This is a genomic window from Streptomyces sp. NPDC051173, from assembly GCF_040689515.1.
GTDB lineage: Bacteria > Actinomycetota > Actinomycetes > Streptomycetales > Streptomycetaceae > Streptomyces.
In genome coordinates this window covers 102,828-119,593 of record NZ_JBFBBD010000009.1, presented here as the reverse complement: position 1 = coordinate 119,593, position 16,766 = coordinate 102,828, and the positions used below count along the sequence as shown (strand labels likewise).

Here is a 16,766-nt window from a genome sequence, read left to right as displayed (position 1 = left end):
GCCTGGGGCGCGGCCCCAGTGCGGGCTAATCCGGGGCCGCCCCCGGTGACAGCCGGTCCGCCAGCCACGCCGGGACGCCCCCCAGGAGCCGCACGAGCCGCCCCGCCTCCGCCCGCAGCCGCGCCGCCTCGTCCGCATCGGCGAGCACGGCGGCCAGCGACGCCAGCGCCGGGGCGATGCCGATCAGATAGCCCAGCTCCTCCCTTATGCGGAGCGACTCGGCGAAGCCGTACCGGGCCTCGGCGAGCTTGCCGTCGTGCTCGGCCATGGCCGCCACGTGCCGCCAGGTGAAGGACAGCAGCAGCCGCTGGCCGTGCGCGGCCGCCCCCGCGTGGGCGCGCTGGAAGGCGGCGGTGGCGTCGGAGGGGTTCTCGGACAGGTGCTGGGCGATGAGCCCCCGCCTGAAGTTCAGCAACGGCCGCGTCGGCGAGGCCGGAGTCAGCAGCGCGGCCGCCCGGCCCAGCGCGGACCGCGCCTCGTCCGCCCGGTCCCTTACGCCCAAAAGGGTGGCCGCGTAGGCGAGATGGCCCCGCTCGCAGGCCGCCGCGCCCCGCTCCTCGTCGTCCGTGGCGAGCGCCTCGGCCGCCCGCAGCGCGTCCTCCGCGGCCCCCCAGCCCCGCGCGGTGTAGACGCACCGCTCGGTCAGCACCTCCGTCCGCCGCAGCGCCGCGCCCGGATCCTCGGCGGCGTGCGGGGCGAGCAGCGCGGCGGCGTCGTCCCAGCAGGCGCGCGACCGCAGTCGCCAGACGGCTCGTTCGAGGGGATCGTCCCCTTGCGGGTCCGGCCCGTGTGGTCCTGGTGGCTCCTCCGACAACCCAGAATTCCGCATGGCGGTATCCGCCACAGTGCCCTCCCCAAGCGCGCCGTCGAGCTGGAAGCCGTGACCCGAATCTCAGCACGAAGACCCGGACGCGGCCAAGGGTCAGGTGTGAAGCAATTCACAAAGGTGGGCGACTTCCAGCAGTAGCGGAAGATTACCGGAGAGTGAACGGGCCCATGAGCGTGAGGGCGCTCATGTGGTACGCGTGGAAGGGGTCCGGAAGCCGCTCTCCCGTCCACCCTCTCCGCTCCCCGGCGGCTCGTCCGGCGCGCGGAAAATGCCTCGCTCCAGCAGGGTGCGGCTGACAGGATGGCCGACGCCCGCGCCACCGCGGGCGCGGAGTGACGCCTGCGGCGGGGCTTGTTCCCCAGCCCCGCCACTTCCCGGCTGCGTCTGATGTGCGGCTCCGCCGCGTGGGGGGCAAGTCCCCGGACCCCCGCAACACGCTTCGCGCGTTGTCCTCGAACTCCCCCGGCTACCTCCCCCGGACTCCGTCCGGGGGTGCCCCCAGAGGTGCCCCCAACGGGCTGAAAAGAAGAGAACGGCCGCGCCCGGCGCAAAGAACCGGTGCACCCGGCTGAAATGAACAGCGCACCCACCGGCCGTGAAGGTACCCACCGGCGGAGGGGGTGGGGCCGGAGGGTGGGGTTCTGGAACGCGGTGCGTCGTTACGGCACCCAATGCGTATGGCGGTGCCATGCACCGCGTTCCAGGTCCTCAGCCCGGAGGTCACACCCCCGGTCCAGCCACCAACCCAGCCCGGCCGGCGATTGAGGCCGCCCGCCGCACCCGCAGCGCACCCGCAGCGCACCCGCAGCGCACCCGCAGCGCACCCGCAGCGCACCCGCAGCGCACCCGCAGGCGCAGCGCACCCGCAGGCGGCAGGCGCACCCGCAGGTCAACTCATACGCAACGCCAAGAAAAAGTCCAACTTGTCCTCCAAGCGCGACAAATCACGCCCCGTCAGCTGCTCAATCCTGCCCACCCGATACCGCAACGTATTCACATGCAGGTGCAAGCGAGTCGCACACCGCGTCCAAGAGCCGTCGCAGTCCAGAAACGCCTCCAGCGTCGGGATCAGCTCGGCCCGATGCCGGTGGTCGTAGTCGCGCAGGGGGTCCAGGAGGCGTGCGGTGAAGGCGCGGCGGACGTCGTCGGGCACGAAGGGGAGCAGCAGCACGTGCGAGGCCAGCTCCTGGTGGCCCGCGGCGCAGACCCGGCCCGGGCGGGCGGCGGCGACGCGGCGGGCGTGCCGGGCCTCCTCCAGGGCGCCGCGCAGGCCTTCGGCCGAGTGCACGGGGGCGCTGACGCCCAGCGTGAGCCGGCCGTCGCCGTCGAGGCCGCGGGAGAGGGGTTCGTGGACGGTGGCGAGGAGGGTGTCGGCGTGCAGTCCGGGCGCCGTCGCCGTGCCGTCGTCCTCGGCGCCGGGAGGGCCGGGGAGGTCGGGGCGGACGGGCAGCGCCGGGAGCGGCACCAGCGCCACGGCCTCGTCGCCGAGGTGGGCGACCGCGATCCGGTCGGACGGCTCGGTGCCGGACGCGTCCGGGTCGACGAGGATCTCCTCCAGCAGGGCCTGGGCCACCGGGCCGCCGGGGATCTCGCCGCCGTCCCACTCGACCCGGGCCACGACGACCTGCCAGTGCGGGGCGGTGCCGAGGCCCGGCAGCAGCACGGGCGCCGCCACCCGCAGCCGGGCGGCGATCTCGGCCGGGGCCGCGCCGGTCTGGACCAGTTCCAGGACCTCCTGGGCGAGCCGGCGCCGCACCGTGCGGGCGGCGTCGCGCCGGTCGCGCTCGACGGCGATCAGCTGGGTGACGCCGTCGAGCAGGTCAAGGCGCTCGGCGGGCCAGTCGCCCGCGTCCGCCTCGACGGCCAGCAGCCAGTCCGACAGGACGGTCTCCCGGACGTCGCGGGCGGCGCCGCGCCCGGCCCCGCTGATGGGGAAGAGGGAGTAGGTGTTGCCCGCGGCGCTCACCCGGTGCGGGCCGCGGCGCCCGGTGCGCGAGGCGGCGAGGTGCTCGCCCGCGAGCGTGGCGCAGACGGCGGCCGGCAGCTCGGGCCCGGATCCGGCCAGCGAGGAACCGGCGATGGGGCGGCCGGTGGGGGAGAGAACCCAGGCCCGCAGGTCCAGGTCGGAGCCGAGCAGGTCGAGGACGACCTCGGGGCCGCCGCCCGCCGGGCCGGAGGTCATCAGCCGCCGGTGCCGGTCGACGACCGCCGCCAGGTCCCCGGCCCGCTCGCTGGAGACCTGCCGCACCACGTGCTCGGTGATGGACGCGAACGACACGTCCTCGACCACCGAGAACAGCGGCAGCCGGTGCCGCCCGCAGGCCTGCACGAGGTCGTCGGGGATCGAGCGCATCTCGGCCTCGCCCGCCGCGAGCCCGGCCACCCCGGCCGCCGAGAGGATCCGTACGAAGCGCTCGGAGTCCTCCGGCTCCCGCCGCCACGCGAGGCCCGTGAGCACCAGCTCCCCGCCGGAGAGGTACCGGCTCGGGTCGCGCAGGTCGGTGGTCATCACGCCGCGCACGGAGCGGTCCAGCTCGTCCTCGCCGCCGAGCAGCCGCAGGCCCAGTGCCTCGGTCTCCAGGAGTGCGCGCAGCCGCATCGTGGTCGCCGCCGATCTGTCTTGTTGTAACCAGTGGAATGCAGTGGGGTTTCTGAACCCCGTCTTTCGTTCGAATCTACAAGACGGGGCCCGCGGCCAGCGAACCGCTTCATGGTTTCGGTGACTGCACCCGGGTGCCCGCCCGGCCTTGTACTGGCCTCACGCCGCGTGAACAGGACATGAACCGCCCGGACGGACCACCCCCTCGCACCACCCCACGGGACCCGATCGAGAAGAGAAGATCCATGGACTTCCTGCGCCCCGGCAGCTGGGAGGAGGCGCTCGCCGCGAAGGCCGAGCACCCCACGGCTGTGCCCATCGCGGGCGGCACGGACGTGATGGTCGAGATCAATTTCGACCACCGCCGGCCGGAGTATCTGCTCGACCTGAATCGCATCGGCGATTTGTACGAATGGGAGATCGGCGACCGCGACGTCCGCCTCGGCGCGTCCGTGCCGTACACCCGGATCATGGAGGAGCTCCGCCACCCGCTCCCCGGCCTCGCGCTCGCCTCGCACACCGTGGGGTCCCCGCAGATCCGCAACCGCGGCAGCGTGGGCGGCAACCTCGGCGCGGCCTCCCCGGCCGGGGACGCCCACCCCGCGCTGCTCGCGGCGGGCGCCGACGTGGAGGCGGAGTCGGTGCGCGGCACCCGGCTGATCCCGGTGGAGGAGTTCTACACCGGCGTGAAGCGCAACGCCCTGGCGCCGGACGAGCTCATCCGGGCCGTACGGATCAGGAAGGCCGACGGGCCGCAGCAGTTCTCCAAGGTCGGCACCCGCAACGCCATGGTCATCGCGGTCTGCGCCTTCGGCATCGCCCTGCACCCGGACACCCGCACCGTGCGGACCGGCATCGGCTCGGCCGCGCCCACGCCGGTGCGGGCCCGCGCGGCGGAGGACTTCCTGGCCGCCGCGCTGGAGGAGGGCGGCTTCTGGGAGTCGGGCACGGCCCTCCCGCCGTCGCTGGCCCGGCAGTTCGCCGAGCTCGCCGCCGGCGCGTGCAACCCGATCGACGACGTGCGCGGCAGCGCCCGGTACCGGCGGCACGCGGTGGGCGTCATGGCCCGCCGGACGCTCGGCTGGACCTGGGACGCGTACCGCGGCAGTGAGAGGAACACCCGATGCGCGTGAATTTCGAGGTCAACGGGCGGCCGCAGCAGGCCGACGACGTCTGGGAGGGCGAGAGCCTGCTCTACGTCCTGCGCGAGCGGCTGGGCCTGCCCGGTTCGAAGAACGCCTGCGAGCAGGGCGAGTGCGGCTCCTGCACGGTCCGCCTCGACGGAGTGCCGGTGTGCGCCTGCCTGGTGGCCGCGGGGCAGGTCCAGGGCCGTACGGTCGACACCGTGGAAGGGCTCGCCGACTACGCGAAGCGGCGGGCCGGCGGCGCCGGTGGCACGGACCTCGGCGCGTCCCTGCAGTGGCGGCCCGGCCAGGCCGCCACCGAACTCTCCCCGGTCCAGCAGGCGTTCATCGACGCGGGGGCCGTCCAGTGCGGCTTCTGCACCCCCGGCCTGCTCGTCGCCGCCGACGAACTGCTGGAGCGCAACGCCGACCCCACCGACGCCGACATCCGCGAGGCGCTCTCGGGCAACCTCTGCCGCTGCACCGGCTACGAGAAGATCCTCGACGCGGTGCGCCTCGCGGCCGCCCGCGGCGGAGAGGGGAGCTGACGTGATGTCATCGGCCCGCGCACGGAGCGGCCTCCCGCCCGGCCCCACCGAGCCGCCCGGCTCCCGGCCCCCGGCCGCCGCCCGGGAGCGGAACCACGACGCGCCGCGCCGCCGCACGGCGCCGCGGGCGGACGACGCCCTCACCACCGAGCTACAAGCCGTCACACCGCAAACCATCGCAACACAAGCCGGCGCCTCCCGCACCGGACGAGGCACCGGCACCGCGCGCGTCCCCACCGAGCTCACCCAGGGCAGCCGCACCCGCGGCGGTATCGGCGAGTCCACCAGGCGGCCCGACGGCACCCTGAAGGTCACCGGCGACTTCGCCTACGCCTCCGACCTCTGGCACGAGGACATGCTCTGGGGCTTCACGCTCCGCAGCCCGCACACCCACGCCCGGATCCTGTCCGTCGACCTCTCCGAGGCGTACGCCACGCCGGGCGTGTACGCCGTGCTCACCTACGCCGACCTCCCCGCCGAGACCCGCTACGGGCTGGAGATCAAGGACACCCCCGTCCTCGCCGACGGCGTCGTCCGCTATCACGGCGAGCCCGTCGCGCTCGTCGCCGCCGACCACCCCGAGACCGCCCGCCGCGCCGCCGCGAAGATCAAGGTGGCGTACGAGCAACTGCCCACCGTCACCGACGAGGAGACGGCCACCGCACCCGGCGCCCCCCACCTGCACCCCGGCCGCAATGACCACCACGCCGGTCACGTGCCCCACCCCAACATCGTCCACCGCCAGCCCGTGCTCCGCGGCGACGTCGCCGCCGCCCGCGCCCGCGCCGAGGTGGTCGTCACCGGCGACTACGAAGTGGGCATGCAGGACCAGGCGTTCCTCGGCCCCGAGTCCGGACTCGCGGTGCCCGCCGAGGACGGCGGCGTCGACCTCTACATCGCCACCCAGTGGCTGCACGCCGACCTCCGCCAGATAGCCCCCGTCCTCGGCCTGCCCGAGGACAAGGTCCGCATGACGCTCTCCGGCGTCGGCGGGGCCTTCGGCGGCCGCGAGGACCTCTCCATGCAGGCCCACGCCTGCCTGCTGGCGCTGCGCACCGGACGGCCCGTCAAGATGGTCTACAACCGCTTCGAGTCGTTCTTCGGCCACGTCCACCGCCACCCCGCCAAGCTGCACTACGAGCACGGCGCGACGCGTGACGGCACGCTGCTGTACGTGAGTTGCCGCATCGTCCTCGACGGCGGCGCGTACGCCTCGTCCTCCCCGGCCGTCGTCGGCAACGCCGCCTCGCTCGCCGTCGGCCCGTACGTCGTCGACAACGTGGAGAGCGAGGCCCTCGCCCTCTACACCAACAACCCGCCCTGCGGGGCGATGCGCGGCTTCGGCGCGGTGCAGGCGTGCTTCGCCTACGAGGCGCAGATGGACAAGCTGGCCGCCGCGCTGGGCATGGACCCGGTGGAGCTGCGGCAGCGCAACGCCATGGCGCAGGGCGCCGTCATGCCCACCGGGCAGATCGTGGACTCCCCGGCGCCGGTCGCCGAACTCCTGCGCCGGGTCAAGGCGTTGCCCCTGCCGCCCGGGCGGGAGTGGGAGAGCGCGGGCGGCCCGCCCGACGTGCGGGCCCTGCCCGGCGGCCTGTCGAACACCACCCACGGCGAGGGCGTCGTACGGGGCGTCGGCTACGCGGTCGGCATCAAGAACGTCGGCTTCTCCGAGGGCTTCGACGACTACTCCACCGCCCGGGTGCGGCTGGAGGTCATCGGCGGGCAGCCCGTGGCCACGGTGCACACGGCCATGGCGGAGGTCGGCCAGGGCGGCGTCACCGTGCACGCCCAGATAGCCCGCACCGAGCTCGGCGTCAGCCAGGTCACCATCCGGCCCGCCGACACCCGCGTCGGATCCGCGGGCTCCACCTCCGCCTCCCGCCAGACCTATGTCACCGGCGGCGCGGTCCGGCACGCGTGCGAGGCCGTACGGGAGAAGGTGCTGGAGCTCGGCCGCGCCCGCTTCGCGGCCCACCACCCGGCCTGGAGCCACGCCGAGCTCCTCCTGGAGGGCGGCAAGGTCGTCACCGACGGGGGCGAGGTGCTCGCCGGCCTCGCCGACGTGCTGGAGGGCGAGGTGGTCGACCTCGAGCTGGAGTGGCGGCACCGGCCCACCGTGCCCTTCGACCTGAGGACGGGCCAGGGCGACGGCCATGTGCAGTACTCCTTCGCCGCCCACCGCGCCGTCGTGGAGGTCGACACCGAACTCGGGCTGGTCAAGGTGATCGAGCTCGCCTGCGCCCAGGACGTCGGCAAGGCCCTCAACCCGCTCTCGGTGGTGGGCCAGATCCAGGGCGGCACCACGCAGGGCCTCGGGCTGGCCGTGATGGAGGAGATCGTCGTCGCGGCGGACGGCAGGGTGCGCAACCCCTCCTTCACCGACTACCTCATCCCCACCATCCTCGACACCCCCGCCATACCGGTCGACATGCTCGAACTCGCCGACGACCACGCCCCGTACGGGCTGCGCGGCGTCGGCGAGGCCCCCACCCTCTCCTCGACCCCGGCTGTCGTCGCCGCGATCCGCGCCGCGGCGGGTCTGCCACTGAAGCGGGTGCCGGTGCGGCCGGAACACCTCACGGGGACGTGAGCGCCGTGTCGTACCCGCACCACCGCCGCGCGGCGGTGACCTCCGGCGAAGGGAGCCCCCGCCGCAGGCGGCAACGGCGAAGTCCCCGACGATAAGCCGCCGGCAAAGCTCAGCGAACCGCCTCGGGCCGTCCCCCGGGTCGTGCAGCCGTTCCACATCCCAAATCCCGTGGGCGGGCCCACCGGCCGCCCACGGGTGCCCCTCTGAACCTTGGGAAGGCACCATGACCCAGTCATCCGTGGAGACCGGGGCCACGGCGGAAGGCACGGGCGCGGGCCCGTGTCCGCCCGCCGGGCGCTCCCCGCTCGACCGGTACTTCCGCATCAGCGAGCGAGGCTCCACCGTCGCTCGCGAGGTGCGCGGCGGCATCACCACCTTCATGGCGATGTGCTACATCCTGCTCCTCAACCCGCTGATCCTCTCCGGCCCCGACTCCACGCGGCACACCCTGGGCCACGCCGGGCTCATCACCGCCACCGCGCTCGCGGCCGCCGTCAGCACCCTGCTCATGGGGTTCGTCGGCAGGGTGCCGCTCGCCCTCGCCGCCGGTCTCAGCGTCTCGGGTGTGCTCGCGACCCAGGTGGCACCCCACATGACGTGGCCGCAGGCCATGGGCATGTGCGTGCTCTACGGCGGGGTGATCGTGCTGCTGGCCGTCACCGGCCTGCGGGAACTGATCATGAACGCGATACCGCTCGCCCTCAAGCACTCCATCACCATGGGCATCGGGATGTTCATCGCCCTCATCGGCCTGGTCAAGGCGGGCTTCGTGCACGCCTCCACGGGCGGCGGGCCGGTCACCCTCGGCCCGGCAGGCGAGCTCACGGGCTGGCCGGTGCTGATCTTCTGCGTCACCCTGCTGGTCGTCCTGATGCTCCAGGCCCGCGAGGTCCCCGGCGCGATCCTCATCGGCATCGTCTCCGGCACGGTCCTCGCCGTCGTCGTCAACGCCGTCGGCCACCTCGGCCCCGGCACCTGGCAGAACGGCGCGCCCGCGCTCAAGGGGAGCGCGGTCTCCATGCCGGACTTCTCCCTCTTCGGGCACGTCGAGTTCGGCGGCTGGGGCTCGCTCGGGGCCATGAGCGTGGGGATGATCGTCTTCACCCTGGTGCTGGCCGGCTTCTTCGACGCGATGGCCACCATCATCGGCGTCGGCACCGAGGCCCGGCTCACCGACGCCTCCGGCCGGATGCCCGGCCTGAGCAAGGCGCTCCTCATCGATGGCGCGGGCGGCGCGATCGGCGGCGTCGCGGGGGCCTCGGGCCAGACCGTCTTCATCGAGTCGGCGACCGGGGTGGGCGAGGGCGCCCGTACGGGCCTGTCCTCGGTGGTCACCGGCCTCTTCTTCGCCGCCTGCCTGTTCTTCACCCCGCTCACCCGGATCGTGCCCGGCGAGGTGGCCGCCGCGGCGCTCGTGGTGATCGGCGCGATGATGATGAGCAACGCCCGGCACATCGACTGGAACGACCGGGCGGTGGCCGTCCCGGCCTTCCTGACGGTGGTGCTGATGCCCTTCACCTACTCCATCACCGCGGGCGTGGGCGCGGGCGTCATCGCCTACACGGCCATCAGGACGGCCCAGGGGAAGTGGCGCGAACCGGGCGTGTTCATGTGGCTGCTGACGGCGGTCTTCGGTGTGTACTTCGCGCTGCACCCGATCGAGAGGTGGCTGGGGGCGGCGTAGGGGCCGTCGCGCGGCCTCCGCCACCCGGCACATACGGATCACCCGAGGAGAGAGACATGCTGGACCTCGCAGAGGAGCTGCACCGCTGGTGCGAGCAGGGCCGGGACTTCGCCGTCGCCACCGTCGTGTCCGTGCGCGGCAGCGCGCCGCGGCAGCCGGGCGCGGCCCTGGCCGTCGACGCGGACGGCGCCGTCGTCGGGTCCGTGTCCGGCGGGTGTGTGGAGGGCGCGGTCTACGACCTGTGCCTGGCGGCCCTCGCGGACGGCGGGAGCGTGCGGACGAGCTTCGGCTATTCCGACGAGGACGCCTTCGCGGTGGGCCTGACCTGCGGCGGCGTGATCGACATCCTCGTCACCCCGGTCCGGGCCGACGCCCCGGACCGGGAGGTGCACGCGGCCGCCCTGGCCGCCGCCGCGGGCGGGGAGACCGCGGCCCTCGCCCGTGTCGTGGACGGCCCGGCCGCGCTGCTGGGCCGCCCCCTGCTCGTACGGCCCGGTGGCGGCCGTACCGGCACCCTCGGCGGCCCCGGCGCGCTCGACGACGCCGCCGCGCGGGAGACGGCGGCGCTGCTCGACCTCGGCCGCACGGGAACGGTCCGGGTGGCGTACGGCGACGACGGGGCGGGGGAGAGCGGCTCGCGCTGCGGTGAACAGGTGGTGCTGCTCGTCGAGTCCAGCCTCCCGCCGCCCCGGATGGTCGTCTTCGGGGCGGTCGACTTCGCCGCGGCCCTCACCGGCGTCGGGAAGTTCCTCGGCTACCACGTCACCGTCTGCGACGCCCGCCCCGTCTTCGCCACCGCCGACCGCTTCCCCGCGGCGGACGAGGTCGTGGTGGACTGGCCGCACCGCTATCTCGACTCGCAGGAGTTCGACAGCCGTACGGTGCTGTGCGTCCTCACCCACGACGCGAAGTTCGACATCCCGCTGCTGGAGCGGGCGTTGCGGCTCCCGGTCGCCTACGTCGGCGCGATGGGCTCGCGCCGCACGCACGAGGACCGCCTCGGGCGGCTGCGGGAGGCGGGGGTGGGCGAGCGCGAACTGGACCGGCTGCGCTCGCCCATCGGCCTGGACCTCGGCGCCCGTACGCCGGAGGAGACCGCGCTGTCCATAGCCGCCGAGATCGTCGCCGCGCGGCGGGGCGGCACGGGGGTGCCGCTCACCGGTGCCCACACGCCGATCCACCGGGACGCGCGGGCGGCCTGACCGTACGGAGGACCACAGAAGACCACAGAAGACCACAGAAGACCACAGAAGACTGCGGAAGGCGCGGCTCCGGGGACGGTATCGGGCATGTTCACGCCAGTGTGGCAGGATGCCTCGATTGTCGGTTCAACCACCTCAGAGAGTCGTCTTGTCACCTTTTAGATGGTCCCGCAGCGCAGCCGTCGTCCTTTGCATGGCCGCGTGCGGCACGACCGCCACCGCCGCCGTCGCGGCCACCCCGGGCACGGCCGACGGCCGCACCGCGGAGAAGTTCTGGACGGCCGAGCGCATGGCCGCCGCCAAGCCGGCCGACACGGGCCGCGCCGCCGCCCCCGCCCCGGGCGCCGGTCGGAGCCGCGCGCTCGTCGGCGCGGCCCCGACCGGCACGCCGCAGGGCGCGTACGGCGACGGCATACCCATGGTCGGCACGTTCTTCAGCAGCACCGGGCCCGACGGGCCCACCTACTGCACCGCCAGCGTGGTGCACAGCGCGGGCCGCAACCTCGTGCTCACCGCCGGGCACTGCGCCAAGTCCCTCGCGGGCGGGGGCCAGCGCGTCTTCGTGCCGCAGTACCGCAAGGGCCTGGACGCGGCCCACCAGCCGTACGGCGTCTTCCCCGTCGACCGGGTCTTCACCGACCCGCGCTACGCGAAGAACAGCAAGGGCCCCGACTCCAACCTGGACTTCGGCTTCGCCCGCCTCTCCCCGAACGCCCAGGGCGCCCAGGCGGAGGACCGCACCGGCGCCCTCCGGCTGACCCCGACCCCGCGCTGGAGCAGCACCGTCACGGTCGTCGGTTACCCCGGCTCGCGCAACCCCGACCAGAAGGCCGTCAGCTGCACGGTGCCGACCTCGCGGCTCGCCGGCTTCCACCAGCTCCAGATGAAGTGCGGCGGCTTCTACGGCGGCACCTCCGGCAGCCCCTGGATCACCAACTACGACGCCAGGAACCGCACCGGCGACGTCATCGGCAACCTCGGCGGCTGGAACGGCGGCGGCAACGCCACCGGCGACGACTGGATCAGCTACTCCCCGGTCCACGACCACGAGATCCAGGACCTCTACCAGGACGCGGTCGCCGGCCGCACGCCCGTCCGCGCTCCCTACCAGCCGCCCTCCGACAGCGCCCGGCTGCCCGGCGCCGCGTCGACCTGGAGCCACGCGAAGTTCCTCACCTCCGGCGACTTCACCGGCGACGGCCGCGACGACCTGATGACGGTCTGGAGCGACGGCGAGGTCACCCTCCACCCCGGCGACGGCAAGGGCGGCTTCGGCGCGGAACAGCAGCTCGCGAAGCCGAAGAGCTACTGGCAGCGCGCCCAGGCCGTGACCGCCGGCGACTTCAGCGGCACCGGCCGGCCCGAAGTCCTGGTCCGCTGGGACACCGGCAAGGTCAGTTACTACGAGGACGTGGATGCGGCGGGCTTCGGCGCCAAGAAGGAGTTCACCCTCGCGGCCGCCGGCTCCGTCTGGAAGGACGCCGCACAGATCACGGCGGGCCGCTTCAACTCCACCGGCAAGGCAGCCGACTTGATCGTCCGCTGGGCCGACGGCAAGGTCACCCTGCACAGCGGCGTGAACCCGTCCGGCACCGGCACCGGGCGCCGCCTCGCGGACCCCGGCTCCTTCTGGCGCAACTCCACGGCCCTCACCGCCACCCTCCCCGCGGGCCGGGACCGCTCGCAGGTCGTCGTGCGCTGGGCCGACGGCTCGCTCGGCAGCTTCGCCCTCTCCGCCGGCGGCCTCTCCGGCACCCGGCTCCAGGCGTCCAACCCCTCCTGGGCGGCACCCGCGATGACCGCCGGCGACTTCAGCGGAACGGGCCGGGCCGACGGCCTGATCGTCCGCTGGAACGACGGCGAGACCGCGCTCTACGACGGCACCGCCGCGGACGCCCTCGGCACCTGGAACCCTCTGGTCAACACCGGCTGACGAACCGTCAGCCATGCAGGGCGGCATCGACCACCAGCGCCCGGTGGTCGGTGCCCGCCAGGTCGAGGAATCTCGCCGCGCGCGGCTCGACCGCGGCGCTGACCAGCACATGGTCGATCTGCGCGCCCAGCGGCGGCGCGGTGAGCGCGGGCCACGTCGGCGTCCGCGCCCGGCCCACCAGGGCCGCGCTGTCCCGCACCCCGGTGTCCAGGACGGAGCGGAACGCCGCGTGGTCCTGGGTGGCGTTGAAGTCGCCCGCGATGACGGTCGGCACCGCACCCCGCCCGGCGGCCACGGCCCGCAGCCGCCCCAGCTCCCGCTGCCACAGCGCCACCTGGCCGGGCTCCGGCGGCATCGGATGCGCCACCTGGAAGCGCAGCGCAGTCCCCGCCACGCGCACCACCGCCCGCGGCATCGCCAGCGTGCCGCGCACCTCGCCGTCCGCATCCAGCGGGAACCTGCTCAGGATCGCCGAGCCCTCCGCCCGGCCGTCTCCGACGATCCGGCGGTAGGGGTAGGCCGCGCGCACTTCCGGGCCGTCGAGAGCGACCGCGCAGTTCTCCGGCGCGCACTCCTGCACCGACACCAGGTCCGGCTTCTCCCGGCGCAGTGCCTCCAGCAGTCCCGGGGTCGCGCCGCCGAACTCCAAGTTCGCGGTGAGGATGCGCAGTTGGGCCCGCACCGGACCCGGCGTGGGCGGGGGTGTCGCGTCGTACGGGCGGAGGAAGAGGGCGACGGCCGCGACGGCGAGCAGCCCCCAGGCGCAGCCGACGAGCCACCGCGCGCCCGCCGCCAGCAGCAGTGCGGCGGCGGCCGGGAGCAGCAACCACGGCAGGAACGCCAGGAGTTGGGGCACCGGGGTGACGGCGTCGGTCCCCAGTGCCCGGCACAGCGGCACCACGCTCACGGGAACCAGCAGGACCCCCGCGCACCAGCGCGCCCAGCGCCGCCGCCCGCCCGGCAGCCGCATTCCCTTCCCGAGGTCTTTCCGCATCGTTTGACCTTCGCATTAACCGCCCGGGGCGGACCCGCTTGACTTCCTATGGCAAGCTAGACGCTGAAGGTGCCGCTCCGGCCGCATTGACGCGAATTTTTACGGCGCGGCGCCTGTGCTGTCCGTGACGAGCGAGGAGGTGATCGGGATGACCAGTCGGAGTCCCGAGGGAAGTCCCCGCTACAGTCGGTCGGCCACTCTTCGCCGAGCGTAAGCGCTCCGTATCTTTCTTTCCGGGCGCACGCGTTCCGTTGATTCTCCACTGAGCTGACCTGCGGCGCCGCCTTTTCCGGCGTTCATTGCCGCGCCGCTGTCGCGAGCCCTTTCCCTTTTCGGTGTTTCCGGCCTTCCCGGCCGTCGAATTCCCCTTTTCCGTGCCCCGGGACGCTTTTCGCCGCCCCGCCGCGCGGTCACCCTTCACTTTTCCGTGCCCCGGCGCGGCCGCGCCATGCCGCTGTGCGGCCATGCCGCGATGCCGTCGCGCCGTCGTGCCCGGAGAGAGGTTCCGCCATGACCAACACCACGCTCACCCCCCAGAAGCTCGCACCGCCGGGCCGCGGCCGCCGCGACCGCAAGGCCGCGGAGCTGGAGGCCCGTACCCGCGCGGCCGGCGACCGGCTCGCCCGCTACAGCTCGCTGCCCGGCGGCCAGGTCCTCCAGGACGTACGCGCCACCGCGCAGGGGCTGCGGCACGACGAGGCCGCCCACCGCCTGGAGCAGCACGGCGCCAACGTCGTCGCCCACGAGCGCGCGCCCCGCTGGTTCACCCAGCTCGCCAAGGCGTTCGTCAACCCCTTCATCGCCGTGCTCGTCGCGCTGGACCTCGTCATGCTCTGGCAGTGGCTCCAGGCGGCCGACGACGAGCCCTTCGACCCGGGCATCGCCATCCTCGCCACGATGGTGCTGGTCAGCGGCGCCCTGCGGTTCTGGCAGGAGTACCGCTCGGGACGTTCGGCCGCGGCCCTGCGGGCCTTGGTCACCACGACCACGGCCGTGCAGCGCCGGGCGGGCCGCAACGAGCGGCCCGCGACCACCGAGATCCCCATGGAGCAGGTCGTCCCCGGCGACATCGTGCGCCTGGCCGCCGGTGACCTCGTACCCGCCGACCTGCGGCTGCTCACCGCCAAGGACCTTAATGTCGGCCAGGCCGCGCTGTCCGGCGAGTCCCTGCCGGTCGCCAAGGCCGACACCCGCACCCACGACTACGGGCAGAGCACCACCACCGACCCCGTCGAGGCCGACAACCTCTGCCTCATGGGCACCACCGTCACCTCCGGCACGGCCACCGGCGTGGTCGTCGCCACCGGCTCCGACACGTACTTCGGCTCGATGGCCGGCTCCCTGGTCGGCGAGCGCCCGCAGACCAGCTTCGACACCGGCGTCCGCAAGGTCAGCTTCCTGCTGATCCGCTTCATGCTGGTCATGGTCCCCGTCGTCTTCGCGATCAACGGCTTCACCAAGGGCTGGGACGAGGCGTTCATGTTCGCCCTCGCGGTCGCGGTCGGGCTGACCCCCGAGATGCTGCCGATGGTCGTCACCACCAACCTCGCGCGCGGCGCCGTCGCCATGTCCCGGCGCAAGGTCGTCGTCAAGCGCCTCAACGCCATCCAGAACCTCGGCGCCATGGACGTGCTCTGCACGGACAAGACCGGCACGCTCACCGAGGACCGCATCGTCCTCGACCGCTACCTCGACGTGCACGGCCAGGAGGACACCGAGGTCCTGGAGTACGCCTACCTCAACAGCCACTTCCAGACCGGGCTGCGCAACCTCATGGACCAGGCCGTCATCGACCGGGTGCTCGAGGCCGAGGAGGTTGTCGTCGACGCGCGCTTCACCAAGGTCGACGAGATCCCCTTCGACTTCGCCCGCCGCCGGATGTCGGTGGTCCTGCGCCGCAACGACCTGGACGGACCCGGCGCGCACGTCATCGTCACCAAGGGCGCGGTCGAGGAAGTCCTCGCGCTGTGCACCCACATGACCGACCGCGGGCGCCGCGTGGAGCTCACCGAAGAGCTGCGCCGCCGGGTGACCCGCACCGCCGAGGACCACAACCGGCAGGGCCTGCGCGTCCTGGCCGTCGCGACCCGCACCCGCCCCGCCGACAAGGACGCCTACACGGTCGCGGACGAGGAGGGCCTGACCCTCATCGGCTTCCTCGCCTTCCTCGACCCGCCGAAGGCCGACGCCGCGGCCGCGCTCCAGGCGCTCGCCGACAAGGGCGTCACGGTCAAGGTCGTCACCGGCGACAACGAGCTGGTCGCGGCCCGCGTCTGCGCCGACGTCGGCATCCACGTGGGCCGGGCCGTCACCGGCACGGAGATCGACGGCCTCGACGAGGGCGAGCTGCGCGCCCTGGTGCGCTCGACCACCCTCTTCGCGAAGACCAACCCGGTCCAGAAGGCCCGCATCGTCCGGGCGCTCCAGGCCGAGGGGCACACGGTGGGCTTCCTCGGCGACGGCATCAACGACGCCGCCGCGCTGCGGGACGCCGACGTCGGGATCTCCGTGGACACGGCGGTCGACATCGCCAAGGAGTCCGCGGACATCATCCTGCTGGAGAAGGACCTGATGGTCCTGGAGCAGGGCGTGGAGCAGGGCCGGACGACGTTCGGCAACACCATCAAGTACATCAAGATGACGGCCAGCTCGAACTTCGGCAACGTCTTCTCGGTGCTGGTGGCCAGCGCGTTCATCCCCTTCCAGCCGATGCTCGCGATCCACCTGCTGGTGCAGAACCTCGCGTACGACATCTCCCAGCTGGCCACCCCGTGGGACCGGATGGACCCGGAGTACCTGCGCGAGCCGCGCACCTGGGACGCCAAGGGCATCGCCCGGTTCATGCTCTGCATCGGTCCGATCAGCTCCGTCTTCGACATCACCACCTTCCTGGTGATGTGGAACGTCTTCGGGGCGGACAGCGAGGCGCACCAGACGCTCTTCCAGTCCGGCTGGTTCATCGAGGGGCTGCTCTCCCAGACCCTCGTCGTCCACATGATCCGCACCCGCAGGATCCCGTTCATCCAGTCCCGGGCCTCCGTGCCGGTGCTGGTCATGACCGGGCTGGTGATGGCGTTCGGCATCTTCCTGCCCTTCTCGCCGCTGGCGTCGGCGCTGTCGATGGAGCCGCTGCCGATGGCCTACTTCCCGTGGCTGATCGGGATCCTGCTCACCTACTGCGCGCTCACCCAGGTGGTGAAGACCTGGTACATCCGGCGGTTCAGCACCTGGCTGTGACCGGCCGATAGGGATACGGACAA

Annotated in this window: 10 protein-coding genes; 7 read left to right on the top strand and 3 right to left on the bottom strand. The window is 73.3% G+C overall.

Going from position 1 to position 16,766, the window contains the following annotated elements:
- Positions 1-25: 25 nt before the first annotated feature.
- The gene (locus tag AB0435_RS08635; RefSeq protein WP_366006884.1) at positions 26-829 is read right to left on the bottom strand and encodes a hypothetical protein; all 804 of its coding nucleotides are present in this window, start codon (positions 827-829) and stop codon (positions 26-28) included.
- Positions 830-1,718: 889 nt separating this feature from the next.
- Positions 1,719-3,428 (bottom strand): PucR family transcriptional regulator ligand-binding domain-containing protein, encoded by a 1,710-nt coding sequence (locus AB0435_RS08630; RefSeq protein WP_366006865.1) that lies wholly within the window; start codon positions 3,426-3,428, stop codon positions 1,719-1,721.
- Positions 3,429-3,673: 245 nt separating this feature from the next.
- Here AB0435_RS08630 and AB0435_RS08625 point away from each other — a divergent pair, with 245 nt between their 5' ends.
- From AB0435_RS08625 to AB0435_RS08600, 6 genes are all read left to right on the top strand, one after another.
- On the top strand, positions 3,674-4,561 hold the full coding sequence (locus AB0435_RS08625; protein ID WP_366006864.1) for an FAD binding domain-containing protein: 888 nt from the start codon (positions 3,674-3,676) through the stop codon (positions 4,559-4,561).
- Positions 4,552-5,100: a (2Fe-2S)-binding protein gene (locus tag AB0435_RS08620; protein ID WP_366006863.1), complete on the top strand. Its 549-nt coding sequence runs from the start codon at positions 4,552-4,554 to the stop codon at positions 5,098-5,100. Before AB0435_RS08625 ends, AB0435_RS08620 begins: the two co-directional genes overlap by 10 nt.
- 4 nt (positions 5,101-5,104) lie before the next feature.
- Positions 5,105-7,693: a xanthine dehydrogenase subunit D gene (pucD, locus tag AB0435_RS08615; protein WP_366426514.1), complete on the top strand. Its 2,589-nt coding sequence runs from the start codon at positions 5,105-5,107 to the stop codon at positions 7,691-7,693.
- A 223-nt stretch (positions 7,694-7,916) separates the two neighbouring features.
- Positions 7,917-9,377 (top strand): NCS2 family permease, encoded by a 1,461-nt coding sequence (locus AB0435_RS08610; RefSeq protein ID WP_366426513.1) that lies wholly within the window; start codon positions 7,917-7,919, stop codon positions 9,375-9,377.
- A gap of 56 nt (positions 9,378-9,433) precedes the next feature.
- On the top strand, positions 9,434-10,579 hold the full coding sequence (locus tag AB0435_RS08605; protein ID WP_366426512.1) for an XdhC/CoxI family protein: 1,146 nt from the start codon (positions 9,434-9,436) through the stop codon (positions 10,577-10,579).
- A gap of 193 nt (positions 10,580-10,772) precedes the next feature.
- Complete coding sequence (locus AB0435_RS08600) at positions 10,773-12,512, top strand: FG-GAP-like repeat-containing protein (RefSeq protein WP_366426511.1); 1,740 nt, start codon at positions 10,773-10,775, stop codon at positions 12,510-12,512.
- A gap of 7 nt (positions 12,513-12,519) precedes the next feature.
- Here the strand turns inward: AB0435_RS08600 and AB0435_RS08595 are convergent, their stop codons facing one another.
- Positions 12,520-13,506, bottom strand: coding sequence for an endonuclease/exonuclease/phosphatase family protein (locus AB0435_RS08595; protein WP_366426510.1), 987 nt, complete (start codon positions 13,504-13,506; stop codon positions 12,520-12,522).
- 510 nt (positions 13,507-14,016) lie between these two features.
- On the opposite strand from AB0435_RS08595, the gene mgtA reads away from it, so the two are divergent.
- Entirely contained in the window at positions 14,017-16,743 is a 2,727-nt protein-coding gene (gene mgtA, locus AB0435_RS08590) for a magnesium-translocating P-type ATPase (RefSeq protein WP_366004031.1), read from the top strand.
- Positions 16,744-16,766 lie beyond the last annotated feature (23 nt).

Excerpts from the sequence above, each read along its gene's own strand:
- AB0435_RS08610 (WP_366426513.1), top strand. The coding sequence starts at position 7,917 with ATGACCCAGTCATCCGTGGAGACCGGGGCCACGGCGGAAGGCACGGGC.
- AB0435_RS08635 (WP_366006884.1), bottom strand. The coding sequence starts at position 829 with ATGCGGAATTCTGGGTTGTCGGAGGAGCCACCAGGACCACACGGGCCG.
- mgtA (WP_366004031.1), top strand. The coding sequence starts at position 14,017 with ATGACCAACACCACGCTCACCCCCCAGAAGCTCGCACCGCCGGGCCGC.
- AB0435_RS08620 (WP_366006863.1), top strand. The coding sequence starts at position 4,552 with ATGCGCGTGAATTTCGAGGTCAACGGGCGGCCGCAGCAGGCCGACGAC.
- AB0435_RS08625 (WP_366006864.1), top strand. The coding sequence starts at position 3,674 with ATGGACTTCCTGCGCCCCGGCAGCTGGGAGGAGGCGCTCGCCGCGAAG.
- AB0435_RS08595 (WP_366426510.1), bottom strand. The coding sequence starts at position 13,506 with ATGCGGAAAGACCTCGGGAAGGGAATGCGGCTGCCGGGCGGGCGGCGG.
- AB0435_RS08630 (WP_366006865.1), bottom strand. The coding sequence starts at position 3,428 with ATGCGGCTGCGCGCACTCCTGGAGACCGAGGCACTGGGCCTGCGGCTG.
- AB0435_RS08600 (WP_366426511.1), top strand. The coding sequence starts at position 10,773 with ATGGCCGCGTGCGGCACGACCGCCACCGCCGCCGTCGCGGCCACCCCG.
- pucD (WP_366426514.1), top strand. The coding sequence starts at position 5,105 with ATGTCATCGGCCCGCGCACGGAGCGGCCTCCCGCCCGGCCCCACCGAG.
- AB0435_RS08605 (WP_366426512.1), top strand. The coding sequence starts at position 9,434 with ATGCTGGACCTCGCAGAGGAGCTGCACCGCTGGTGCGAGCAGGGCCGG.